Source organism: Agrobacterium sp. ST15.16.055 (assembly GCF_027956555.1).
Lineage (GTDB): Bacteria > Pseudomonadota > Alphaproteobacteria > Rhizobiales > Rhizobiaceae > Agrobacterium > Agrobacterium salinitolerans.
The window spans coordinates 200955-212805 of record NZ_JAQKGN010000003.1 but is presented as its reverse complement, the minus strand read 5'-3'; the positions used below and the strand labels follow the sequence as shown (position 1 = coordinate 212805).

Annotated in this window: 13 protein-coding genes; all 13 read right to left on the bottom strand. The window is 58.0% G+C overall.

Translation table 11 applies throughout. From position 1 onward, the window contains the following. Positions 1 to 15: 15 nt before the first annotated feature. The 13 genes from fliQ to PL599_RS07000 all read right to left on the bottom strand — a co-directional run bounded on the left by fliQ (position 16) and on the right by PL599_RS07000 (position 11665). On the bottom strand, positions 16 to 282 hold the full coding sequence (fliQ, locus tag PL599_RS07060) for a flagellar biosynthesis protein FliQ (protein WP_077983392.1): 267 nt from the start codon (positions 280 to 282) through the stop codon (positions 16 to 18). Between the two features lie 48 nt (positions 283 to 330). After that, the gene (gene flgD, locus PL599_RS07055) at positions 331 to 801 is read right to left on the bottom strand and encodes a flagellar hook assembly protein FlgD (RefSeq protein WP_077983393.1); all 471 of its coding nucleotides are present in this window, start codon (positions 799 to 801) and stop codon (positions 331 to 333) included. Then, the gene (gene flbT / locus PL599_RS07050; protein ID WP_004432543.1) at positions 792 to 1241 is read right to left on the bottom strand and encodes a flagellar biosynthesis repressor FlbT; all 450 of its coding nucleotides are present in this window, start codon (positions 1239 to 1241) and stop codon (positions 792 to 794) included. The genes flgD and flbT overlap by 10 nt, the downstream gene beginning before the upstream one ends. Next, positions 1238 to 1582: a flagellar biosynthesis regulator FlaF gene (flaF, locus tag PL599_RS07045; RefSeq protein ID WP_063949721.1), complete on the bottom strand. Its 345-nt coding sequence runs from the start codon at positions 1580 to 1582 to the stop codon at positions 1238 to 1240. The genes flbT and flaF overlap by 4 nt, the downstream gene beginning before the upstream one ends. 34 nt (positions 1583 to 1616) lie before the next feature. Then, entirely contained in the window at positions 1617 to 2720 is a 1104-nt protein-coding gene (locus PL599_RS07040) for a flagellar hook-associated family protein (protein WP_077983394.1), read from the bottom strand. Between the two features lie 3 nt (positions 2721 to 2723). Next, a complete protein-coding gene (flgK, locus tag PL599_RS07035; protein WP_269823340.1) occupies positions 2724 to 4202 on the bottom strand; it encodes a flagellar hook-associated protein FlgK in 1479 nt (492 codons plus the stop codon). A 22-nt stretch (positions 4203 to 4224) separates the two neighbouring features. Next, the gene (locus PL599_RS07030; RefSeq protein WP_077983396.1) at positions 4225 to 5505 is read right to left on the bottom strand and encodes a flagellar hook protein FlgE; all 1281 of its coding nucleotides are present in this window, start codon (positions 5503 to 5505) and stop codon (positions 4225 to 4227) included. A gap of 105 nt (positions 5506 to 5610) precedes the next feature. Then, positions 5611 to 6282: a response regulator transcription factor gene (locus PL599_RS07025; RefSeq protein ID WP_046800597.1), complete on the bottom strand. Its 672-nt coding sequence runs from the start codon at positions 6280 to 6282 to the stop codon at positions 5611 to 5613. Between the two features lie 282 nt (positions 6283 to 6564). Next, positions 6565 to 7131: a lytic transglycosylase domain-containing protein gene (locus tag PL599_RS07020; protein ID WP_162520464.1), complete on the bottom strand. Its 567-nt coding sequence runs from the start codon at positions 7129 to 7131 to the stop codon at positions 6565 to 6567. Next, on the bottom strand, positions 7079 to 8440 hold the full coding sequence (fliK, locus tag PL599_RS07015; RefSeq protein WP_269823341.1) for a flagellar hook-length control protein FliK: 1362 nt from the start codon (positions 8438 to 8440) through the stop codon (positions 7079 to 7081). The genes PL599_RS07020 and fliK overlap by 53 nt, the downstream gene beginning before the upstream one ends. Then, positions 8437 to 9714 carry a chemotaxis protein MotC gene (gene motC / locus PL599_RS07010; protein ID WP_269823342.1) on the bottom strand — a complete coding sequence of 426 codons (1278 nt, stop codon included), beginning with the start codon at positions 9712 to 9714 and terminating at the stop codon, positions 8437 to 8439. Before motC ends, fliK begins: the two co-directional genes overlap by 4 nt. Then, the gene (locus PL599_RS07005; RefSeq protein WP_077983399.1) at positions 9711 to 11018 is read right to left on the bottom strand and encodes a MotB family protein; all 1308 of its coding nucleotides are present in this window, start codon (positions 11016 to 11018) and stop codon (positions 9711 to 9713) included. Before PL599_RS07005 ends, motC begins: the two co-directional genes overlap by 4 nt. Then, a complete protein-coding gene (locus PL599_RS07000) occupies positions 11015 to 11665 on the bottom strand; it encodes a hypothetical protein (protein ID WP_269823343.1) in 651 nt (216 codons plus the stop codon). Before PL599_RS07000 ends, PL599_RS07005 begins: the two co-directional genes overlap by 4 nt. Positions 11666 to 11851 lie beyond the last annotated feature (186 nt).

Below are 11851 nucleotides of genomic sequence, written 5' to 3'. Positions count from 1 at the left end.
GGGATCGAACGAAGGTCAGAAGCCGGACTGGATGCGGGAAAAGACGAGATTGGAAAAGAGCGATATCTGCGCGCCCACAAAGGGGGCGGCGACGCCGAGAACGATCATGATCGTTACGATTTTGGGAACGAAGGTCAGCGTCATTTCCTGAACCTGGGTCAGGGCCTGAATAAAGGCGATGACGACACCGACGATCATGGCGGCGAGAACCGCCGGACCGGCCGCGACGAGAACAGTCCAGACTGCCGCCTGCATGATATCAAGCGCATCTGCCTCGTTCATCGTCGCATCCTTGTTTCATAAAGGCGGCGTCATACCGCCTCTTCAATGTCAGGAACCAGTCGCGCTATCCGAATCGGTTCCGCTATCAGATGTACTCGTAATCGGGCCATTGGAGAAGGTCACGCCAGCCTGCAGCAGCACCTTGTCACCAGCTTCGGTGATGGCCACAACACCGTCCGAATAGACCTCGACTTCCTTCACCACGCCGGTGACGGTGTCGTCGGCGCTCTTGACCGTCTTGCCAACCAGATCGGAGGCGCGCGTCAGGGCTTCCGCCTGCAGCATGCTCTTCAGATGGGTGTTGGTCTTGATGGTCTGCTCGACCTGCGAGAAGCTTGCCAGCTGCGACATCTGCTCGCCGGCATCCATCGGGCTGGTCGGATCCTGGTTCTTCATCTGCGCGATGAGGAGCTTCAGGAAACTGTCATAGTTCAGCGAAGCCGCGTTCTTGTCGCTGCTGCTGGCGCCGGCATTCGCCCAGGGGTTTGCCGCTGCCGAATTGACTGCATCTACCGCCATGGTGCGATCTCCTTGCGAATCTGTTCGATCGTTGCGGGGGTCATCTCCTGATTGTTGAGGATTTTCTCCTCGATCGGGTAGAGACCGCGAATGGCTTTCAGCGCTTCGAAAGCCTTGCCGGATGCGACAAGCCCGTCGATCCGCTTCAGTTCCGCCAGAACCTCGTCGTGCTGGAAGCAGTTCAAGAGCATGCTGACCGACTTGCGGAACATGTTGGTGGACTGCTCGCGCCCTTCCGGGTTGATGAGGATCATCTGCGCGATGAAATACAGCTGTCTGAGCGGCGTCGTCGCCTGATCGGGCTGCAGAACGTGGTTTTCGAGCAGGAACGTGACATCGTTCAGGAATTCGAGCGCTACCTTGCGATCCACACGCAGAACTGCGCCGTTGATGAAGATCTTTTCGCCCGATTTCAGCGAAATCCGAAGTGTACTTTTCATTTCAGTCCATCCCTGATGATGGTTGTCACGTCAATTATGCCCTGGAAATTCGTCGACTGACGTTTCCGGATCAGTTCGCACTCTTTCAAAATCCAGATCGCGATGGAGATCAGATTGGCTCTGAGCTCGATGGCAAGCTGGTTGTCCGGCTGTTTGAGATCTTCAATGAAGCGTATCCAGACACGGCGAGTGTAAAAAAGTGCCTCAATCGTCGGCCGCTGCGAGGAGGAGTCCCTCGCCTCCACCAGAAGTTCGATCGATTTGGTCAACGCCTGCCGCTCGCGATCTTTCGCGTTGGCGACACCATCCTCCATGATTTCGGCGTAGGAAAACTGGTACATTCATGTATCCTTTATCTGCCGCCACCCCTGATCATCAGAGGTAGTTGACCAGACTCATTTTTTGCAGGCGCGACGTGAGGCTGTATGCGATTTCAATCTGCTGCTGCAGCAGGTCGAGGCGTGTCTTCGCCTCATAGGTATCGATCCCCTCGATATCCAAGAGATGCGTTTCGATGATCTTTTTCTGGGCCTCCAGCGAATCATTGGCTTTCGAGACACGGCTTTCGGAAAGACCGAGCTGGCTTTGCTGCTGGTTCAGACCGTTGATGGCGGTGCCGATATTGGTCACCGACTTCATCGCCACCATTTCGCGGACGCCGCTGTCCACCTTCGCGTCGAGGAAGGTCATTGACGTCATCGCGGTCAAGGCGAAATAACGCATGCCCTGCGAGTTGCTGTTGCTCGACGTTTCGACAACCTCGTTCTGGCTGATGCGGCTCGTCATGTTGGTGTCGCTCGCCTTCGAACCGAAGGTCGTCCAGAAATCATAGTTCTGGCCGGCCGTCAGGCTGCTGTGTGGCGGGTTCGTGACCGTGGTCGTACCGTTGAACACGCCTTCGATATGCGTCATGAAGGCTTCGACCTGTGTTTTCGACAGGCTGGCGAAATCACCCACCGGCGGCGTCTGCGCCGCCATGAACGCGTTCAGTTCCGTCTCATAGGCTTCCTTCAGCGGAGATCCATCTGCGAAATAGTCATCGACGGGCTTCACATCCGTATTGATGCCGGAGAACAGATATTCGCCATTGACCGCCGTATTGGCGAAGCTGGTGAAGTTGTTGAACGCATTCGAGATGGTCTGGGCAACCGTCGACAGCGTCGGTGCTTCACTGCTGGTATTGGGGACCAGAACCTTCTGAATCTCCTGCGCGGCCTTCGCCATACCGTCCAGCGCAGTCTGCGAGGATTTGAGGCGTTGTGTTGCAATCGAATTGACGCTGACCAGCGAGGTAATGCGGTCGATATCGCGATTGAGATCGAGGCTGCGGGCGGTGTTGGCGCCCAGTGTCACGCCAAGATCGGCATGCTTGCCCGTCGTCAACTCGGTATTGAGATTGGTCATCTCAAGCTGAGCCTTGAGGATGGTGCTGCGCATGCTGTTCTGCATCGCCAGCGATGAAATGAATGACGTTTTCATCGTTTACCTCACCATGTCCATCAGGGACTTGAGCATTTCATCAACGGTCGTCACCAGTTTGGTCGCGGCCTTGTAGGATTGCTCGATATCCATGAGCAGCGACAACTCCTCGTCCAGGCTGACCGCCGTGTTGTTCGAATAGGACGTGGCGGAGCGCTCATAAAGCGCGCTTTTCGCTTCGTTCGCCGAAGTCGCACCGGAACGTTCCTGTTCAAGCCACCCCATCGAGTTGGTGCCGTATTTCAGGATGCTGGTATTCGTATCGATACGTGTCGACGCGGCAAAATTCATGGGCGCGTCAAAAGCAGTAACATAGCTGCGGATCAGCTCGGAGAAGCCGGTTCCCCCCGAGGTTGCGGTATTGATCACGTAATCGGTACCGTTGATACCGCCGTCACGCAACAATTCCGGATTGCCACCTTTGGAAATAATTAACGCCGGGTTGACGGTAATGCTCGCTGCGAGCCCAGGAGAGACAATCCCGTCTGCCGGAATGGTGGTCGCCGCCGGCGAGCCGTAAGTGAAGAGACCCGGCATGTCCGGCAGGCCGCTGGTGGAATCCGCCGGCTTTTCCGCAAACATGGTAATGAGGCCTCGGGCGATTTCATCGAGCTGGCTCTGCATCGTCGGAGCCAGATCGTCACGAACCTGCATCAGGCCCTGAAGCGACCCCTCCGCCGTCGTGTTGCTGCCGCTGCCAGCCTTCAGCGCTACGCCATCGACATAGATTGCGTTGCCCGTGGTCGTCGCATCATAGCCCGGCTGCGTTTTGAAAGTGACGCTGCGCGGCACGATTTCGAACAGCGTCGCGCCATCCGTCGTATAAAGCGCTACATCGTTGTTGGGACGATTGACGACATTGATGCCGATAATGGAGGAAATATCCTTGAGAAGCGTCTCGCGCTGGTCGAGTGCGTCGCTTGGATCGCCGCCGATCGCCGTCTGCGCCTTGACCTCGTTATTGGCTTCCTCGAACTTTGCAAGCAGCCCGTTCAACTTGTCGACCTGAAGGGCGATTTCCTTGTCGGCACGCAGACGCATCGACTGCAATTCGCTCGAGGCCTTGTTCAGGGAACTGGCGACATCAATAGCCGAGGTGACCGCCGTTGCGGCCAGAGCGGCATCGCTCGGCTTGGCGGCGTAAGCGTCCAGGCTCTTCAGCAGTTCCTTCATATAGGTGGCCGGCGAACTCTCATAATCGTTGCCGCCGAAAATGCTCTTCATTTCCTCAAGACCGGTCAGAACCGTATTCTGGCCGGAAGCGAGAGAAGAACTGGAAATCGTCTGCCTGAAAAGACTTTCATTCTGGGCACGGCCATTGGAGACGATACTCGCTCCGGCCATGGTCGTGCCAAGAATGGCGGTTCGCTTGACGTAGTTCGCATTACCGACATTGGCAATGTTTTTCGAAGTAACGTCGGTCTGCTTACCTGTGTTATTGAAAATCGATTGCGCAGTATTCATTGCTGACGTGAGCGACATTCATCTGTCCTCGTGAGAAGTATTATCTCTTCAGATTGATCAGGACGTCCATCAAATCCGATCCAGTCTGGAAGACTTTCGAATTCGCTGTGTAGATACGCTGGGATTCAATCATGTCGGTGAGTTCGCTGGCGATATCGACGTTCGAGCCTTCCAGCGCACCCTTCTGGATGTAACCGAAGCTGCCCGATTGCGGGAAGCCGATGGTAACGACACCCGACTCGTTGCTCGGCAGATAGACGTTGCCGTTCTGCGGGCTGAGATTGTCGACGCTCGGTACCGTGGCCAGCGCCAGCTGGTAAATGTTGCGGCGACCACCATCCTGATAGACCGCCGTTACCACGCCATCCTTGCCGATTTCCACATCCTTGATCTGGCTTGGGCCGTTGCCGTCCAGAATTGCGGTGCCAGGCGTAAACTTGGTCGAGAATTGCGTCATTTCAGACAGATCAATGTTGATCGCCTGCGCCACACCGCTGTTGCTGTCATTAATCGTGATTGACGTGGGCGACGTGGTCGTGAGCTTGTTGGTGGCGGGATCGAAAGTGAGGGTCACCGTTTCCTGGACAAGCGTCGCAGGCGCAGTTGCCGTGTAGGGGAATCCGCCATTCGTCGACTGATCCTGACGATAAACCGCAACTTCCCAGGTATTGTCTGCGGTCTTCGTGTAATAGAAATCGTAAAGTACCTTCGCACCGCCGCTATCGAATGCCGTCAACGAAGTCTTGTTGCCGAACGTCGCAGTCGCGGAGTTGGTGCTTGGAAGCGACGCAGCCGCCACAGCCGTATCGTCACGGTTAAGATTGGCCGGGAAACTGCCCTGCGTGGAGGGCGATGCAGTCAGGCCGAAATTATTGACGTTGATGGCCTCAAGACCCGTAAAGCCGTTAACGACAGCCGCCGGCGGATTGGAACCGTAAGGATAACCCATCAGCTGAAAACCAGCCGCGTTTTCCAGATAGCCTTCCGAGTTCTTCACGAAAGAGCCGGCACGCGTGAGATAGGGCGTGCCTGCGCCGTCCTGAACCACGAAAAAGCCGTTGCCCTGAACAGCAAGGTCGGTGCTCGAGGTGGTGTAAGAGAGGTTGCCCTGCTCCGAAATGCTGTAGCGAACGTTGGACTGCACGCCGCCGGACGCATAGCTGCCCGACGAGGAGGGCAGAACGAGCGAAGAGAATGACGTCGATGCGCGCTTGTAACCGGTGGTGCTTGCGTTGGCGATGTTATCGCCCACGGTGCCCAGCTTGTTCGCCTGTGCATTCATGCCGGACACACCGGTTCGCATAGTGCCGAAAATACTCATTCAAAAACCCTCGTGGTCATCTTTCAGGGAGAAGGTAAAGCGTTTGGCTTGCGTGAAGCTGTCTGAAATACCGCGTTTGAAAAAGACCACGCGGGTCAATGAAAATCACTGCCAGTCGATGCTGTAGCCGAGGAACCGCTTGGAATCGACCGGATCGTAGCCAAGCTTCTTGCGCAGCTTCTTGCGCAGCTTGCTGATATGGCTTTCGACGACGTTCTCTTCGACGTCGTCATCGAAGATGCCGTAGATGGCATTGAAAATCTGCGTCTTGGAAACGCGGCGTCCGCGATTGGCGATCAAGTATTCGAGGATGCGGCGCTCACGGCGCGGCAAGGGGAACACTTCACCACCCACCTCCGGGTCGCGGCCATCAGAGAAAACCCGGATCGGCCCCGCATCGGTAAAATTCGAGATGACCTGCAATCGGCGACGGATCGCCGCTGCACGCGCAAGGATCTCACGGGGGTGCACCGGCTTGCGCACGACATCGTCAACGCCGCTGTCGAAAAGCGCCAGCGTCGATTCCAGCGAGGGCTGGTCGCTGACCGCGATCACCGGGGCCGTCGTGCGATCCCTGATCGCCTTCGGCAAAGAAAAGCTCCGGTCGCCCTGGCCGATCAGGAAGGCTTCAACAGCCGCAAGATCGCTTTCCGCCGCCGTCGAGACCCACTCCCCGAATTCGACCGGATCGAACCCGGTCGAGGGAATGCCCTCACGCCCAAATAGAGATGTATAGCCGTCTTTAACGAGCTCGCGCTCATCAACCACTACGATCATTCGTCCGCCTCCGAATCAGTGTGGTGTTTTCCAATGTGGCATTGGTACGAATCGGGGGATTCACGAACAACTGTAGAAAATCATCGATAGATATTAATAATTGATTAACCATTTTGTGCCGATTTGATCTATATATAGTGGGTATTAACCATATATGGCACAAAATTTTTGTGTAGAAATTTCAAAATTCCGAAAAAACCGCTTGAAGCGCCTTTTTTCGATCAATCTATCGCCACATTTCGAAATACCAGTCCCGCAACGTCTGAAAGCAATTTCAGGTTGTTATCCGTCACAGAAACTTTTCGCATTGGGGGTCCATTTCCCGTAGCCTGTCGCCACCAGATTGGCGATGACACGGCAGACATATTTCTTCTGTGCCGGGTCATTGTTCGGGCCGGCGTGATAACGGGCGACCGCCATGGTCCAGGTTTCATGCCTGTTGTGAAGGTTGCGCAGGAACATGGCGGCATATTCCACATTGCGGCGCGGATCGAACATTTCCCGCGCGGATGCGAAGTTTTCGCCATGAAAATAATGATTGATCTGCATGCATCCGAGGTCGATTAGCTTCGCGCCGTTGCGCTTCGCCGCCTCGAAAGTGGTCAAAGCCTCCTCGGTGGAGGCGGCAAATACCGGTTTTCCCTCAATATTCATGGCGTTAGGGTCGAGCCGTCCCTTGCGGCCCGTTTCGGTCAGCCCCACCGAATAGAGAATTCCCTCCGGCACGCCATATTTGCGTGCCGCCGACTGAATCTCTCTTTCGCAGACACCTGATGTTGCCGAAGCGGACGCGTTGTCAGAGGTAGACGCCATTGTCAGCAGAAGTGCGGGCAGACCCAAGAGCGCCATCCATGCCTTCATTATGCACCCCCAAATTATTGCCATTGCCTTGCCGGTCGCCGCGCGCCCCGGACTCGTCACGGTTGCGCCCGGCGGCGGCTTGCTGCCCCTGCTGCTGCGCCTGCTGATTTTGCTGATTGTTGCCTTGTGTGCCCGTTTGGTCACTCTTGTCGGAAGAAGCGACGCTGATAGTGATGTTGTCGACCGTCAGCCCCTGGGCCTTGAGGCCGTCGAGGATGCTCTTGCTGTCTTCCTGCAGCTTTTTATAGGCCGCAACACTCTCCACCGTCATGTGAACGGAAAGCTCGTCACCGGCAAGACGCAGTGACATCGTCACCGACCCAAGCTCGATCGGCGTCATGTGCAGCTTCAGCGTATGGACGACCTTGCCTGTGCTGCTCTGGGCCGCCGCATTGGACAGCGACGAACCGGGCTGCATGGCGCTCACCCATTCCGGATCATTGACGATCAGGCCCGTCAGAGCCGAGGCGTTGGTCGAAGGCGCGAGGCCAATGAACCGCCGTGAATCGAGAACCGTTATGGTGTCGGTCGTCTTGCCGGTGCTTTCCCGCGCGTCGAACTCGACACGGCCGTCACGCTGAACCGTGCTCATATCCAAAGCACGGGCCGCGCCCGAACGCGGCGAGGAAAAACGGAATGCCGCGGCGTCGCCCTCGTTTTCCGAACCCGAACCCGCCTCGTTACCGGCGGGTGCAATCCCTGTCGGCATGTCCTTGATCGAGTGCTCGGCCTTGCTCCGGACGGGTTCACCCCGGTCTGATTTAACCGTGTCGGCCTTACCGGCAATCGCCTGGGCAATCTCCTCAAGCGGTGTCTTGGCGGTCGCCATATCGGCGGCAGCGGCCGTCGCCATCTGCAGTTCCGTCAACTTCGGATCGATCGCATCGTCCGCCGCTTCGGCGCCCTTGTCGACGTTGTCTTTGAGCTTCTTGCCCGTCTTGCCGTTTTCCGGCGTCGCGCGGACCGTTTTCACAGCGTTTTGAAACTCGGCCACGGCCTCCTGGACACGACCTTCGCCGGCATGCTCCTTGACCATCGCATTGAGAAATGTTGGGGGGCGCTTGACCGGGACATCCATCTTTTCCGCCTCGCCATCGGGCTGCGACTGCTGTCCTTCAGCCGGATTTTCGTCCTGCTGACGCCGCGAATGCAGCGCGTGCGGCGGGCGCTCGTCCCGGACCGTGGAAAGGGCATCACCGAAACTGCCGCCTTTGGCGTCGTCCCTGACACTGGCGCCGCCGGCGCGCGGATCGGATGGCGGCGCATTCACTATCGTGTTGATGGTTGCGTCGATCATGGTGCCCCCTCGCCTTTCTTCAACAGGCTGTCGATTTCATCGAGCTTGCTGCGGCCGCTCGTCACGAGCTGCCGCACATTATCGCCCTCGTCGTCAACCTTCTGGGTTTCGACCCGCCATATGCTTTTTGCATCGGCAGCGCCCGCCTCATTTTCGGGCGGATCCCGCCCGGTCTCATTCGCGGCCGCAGTCTCGGCCTCAACACCGGTCTGCGGGGAGGGAGGACGAACCACCTGGTCGGCAATCGTCCTTGCCGCCTCCCGCAAGGCCTTGTCCCGATCCGAAAGCTGCGCTTCGGGAATTTGCCCGATTGTCTCGATCGCGCTCACCACATCGGGCGTGCCGATATTGGAAAGGCTTTCATAGAGATTGGCCTGCACTTCCGGCTCACCCGGCAGTGCCGGAGACAGCGCCTTCGCCTTCAACGCCGCCATGCGCGCCAGTGAATCCTTGCCGCTGATCGCCGCCAGCCGCGAAAGCCGCAGATAGGCTTCCTTCTGCCTTTCCGTATCCATCATGGCAAAGGTTTCCTGTATCGCCTCATGGCCGATGGAATCGGCGCGCTTGACCACCAGCGAAACCAGAAGGTCTGCGAACTGGCTGGCATAGGGCGAATGCAGGAACCGCCGCGCATAACGCTGCGCATACTCGACGCCGCGCGCCGCATCGCCGTCCTCGACCGCAATGGCGAGCGAGCGGCGCAATGCGGCCTCCTCGACGATGGTGCCCGGCGCTTCGAGCCGGGCGATGTCGTAAAAACCGAGCGCAGCCAGCGGATCGCGCGGGATTGTCACATTCCCGCTGATCAGCGCCAGATAGGCGCCAATCCGCTTGCCGCGATATTCCGGCACCATGGCCGCAATGCTCTGCGCGACAAGGGTTCCCTTGCCGGAGAGGTATTTGCGCAGGACATCGGCGACGCGGCTGTCGAAATTGCCATCTACATCGCGCGCGACCAGAAACTCCAGCGTGGACGGATTGCCGCCGCTCATCGCATAGATGAGCGCCGCATCGACATTGCGCGGATCCTTGAAGATCGCCGAAGGCGCGCTCTTCAGCCGCTCATCGATGGTCTGGAGTAGAAATCGCTGCATTTCCGAGGCGGAATGGTCGCCCATGGCGACCGAATCCTGCACGAATTGCAGCGAGCGCAGCATGGAATAGGGCATGAGATTGTCTTGCGACTGCGACAACGCCCTGCCCGGCTCGGAGCCGAGACCGCAAAGCGTCGCCGCAAGAAGAAGCCAGCGTTTCGAGGTTTTCGTCACTTTCACCCCCGATCGGCCTCAAGCAGAATTTCGATGCGGCGGTTGGCGTCCGCCATAGGGTCTGCCGGCACCTGCAATCTGCGGTCCGCAAAACCCGAGACCTGCTTTACCCGCTCTTCCGACAGACCACCGCGCACCAGCATGTAATAGGCGCTGTGAGCGCGATCCATGGAGAGCCGCCAGTTGTCATTGGCCTCGCCCTTGAACTGCCGTCCGTCGGTATGGCCGCGGATCACCACGCTGCCGCCGCGCTCCTGAAGCAGTTTACCGATTTTTTCCATGGCCAGAACCATTTCACGCCGGGGAACGGCCGATCCGATATTGAACATCGGCGTTTCCGTCTGGTCGGAAATGGTAAGCAGCAAGCCGCCTTCCGCCGGCGTCACCACCAGACCTTCGGAAAGCCTGCCGGTGATGCCTGAGATTTGCTTTTCGATCTCCTCACGCAGCGTGTCGGCCTTTTCCCAGTCGGCGTCGCTCGCCTTTTGCTCAACATCGCTTGCCTGTCGCGGCTCATCCGGCTTCGGCTGCGCAAGCGCTGCCTGCTCTGCGGCGTCCGGACGCTGCTGCGGCACCACGGCAGCGACTTCCATCGACTTGCCGTCTTCCGCGTTGTCGGCCGGTGTCTCGGACGCCTTAAGTGCGACCGCCTGAGCGTTTTCGGCCGCATCCTCTTGCTTGTTCTCGGCGAGTTGCTGCTGTTCAACCGGTTTTTGCGGTTGATCGGCGCGGGTGATTTTCACCTGCTGAGTCCAGAAATCGGGATCGAAGGGATCGCGATAGGCTTCACCGCCGCTAGCGCCCGTCGCCGGGCCGGAATCAGCAGCGCCGCCCTCGCCCTTGGCGCTGACATTGGCCTGCTGCCCCACCTGCTGGGCAATTTCGGCGAGCACGGAGTAAGGATTTTCGAAAAAGTCCGCTTCGGAGAAATTCGACTGTTCACCGGTCTGGGAGGTCAGATCTTCGCCCGTCGCCGCAGCGGAGCCTTTGGTGACTTTTTCCGCCTGGATGTTGGACTGATCCTTCTTCTGGACGCCCTCTTCCTTATCGACAGGCTTTTCCAACCCCTTGGACGAGGGTTTCTCATCGGATAGCTTGATAGGGTTAAAGTAGCTCGCGACCGAGGCCTTGGTTTCCTCGTTGGCGGCATTGACCAGCCACATCACGAGGAAGAACGCCATCATCGCCGTCATGAAGTCAGCATAGGCGATTTTCCACGCACCGCCATGGGCGCCGTCATGCCCGCCCTTGTGGCGCTTGACGATGATGATCTCGTTCTTGCCGTGGTGGTGATTTTCGCCTTCACTCATTTCATCACCTTGCGAAGACTGGACGCCCAGGCGGACATGCGCGTCACAAACACGCTTTCACCCAGCTCGACAGAAAGATCGATATCGGCGGTCTCGGTAAATTTCATCGTTTCTTCTTCAAAGCCCGGCTGCGTCTTCAGCCGCTCGAACAAATCTTTCGGGCCTTTCACGACAAGCGTGACCTCTTCGCCATCCGGCATGGCGCTACGCACCACATCCGCCAGCGCGGAGACCGCCTTGAGCGACAGCTTTTCCGTCAGGACCGGAGCAAGGATATTGGCGGTCTGCTCGCTGAGATTGGCCGCAATCGCGTCGATGCCCTCGCGCAGCCCCCGGGACAGGGAAGCTGCGATTTCTTCAAGATGGCCCGAACGCAGGGTTTCCAGCTCGGCCGTATGGGCAGCGATCAGCTCTTCCCTCTCCGCCTGCATCTTTTCAGTGATCTCACGGGTGGCGTCTTCGCGACCGCGGGCGTAAGCCGCCTGTTTTTCACCTTCAACATCGACGGTTTCGAAGTCATCCAAACCCGTTGCGAGATCGACAAAAGCGGATGTGGCGTCGACATCCGCCAATGGATCGCCAAAGGCCATCCCGGCAGGCTGCGTGTCACCGAAGTCCTTGAGATATCGTGCAATGGACGCGCTCATGCCCGCCCCCAGCAAAACAGGCCAAAGGGGCGGTACATGTTTCGCTGCCTGCGATCTGACGCGTTCTGTCGCATTTCCGGACGGAAAACCGGAACCCACTTTTCCTGGAAATGCTCTAAGCCGTTTGGCGGCACCACCGTCATCCTTGCTACCCTGCCCGTCTCTTCCACGTTTCCCGGCCAGATC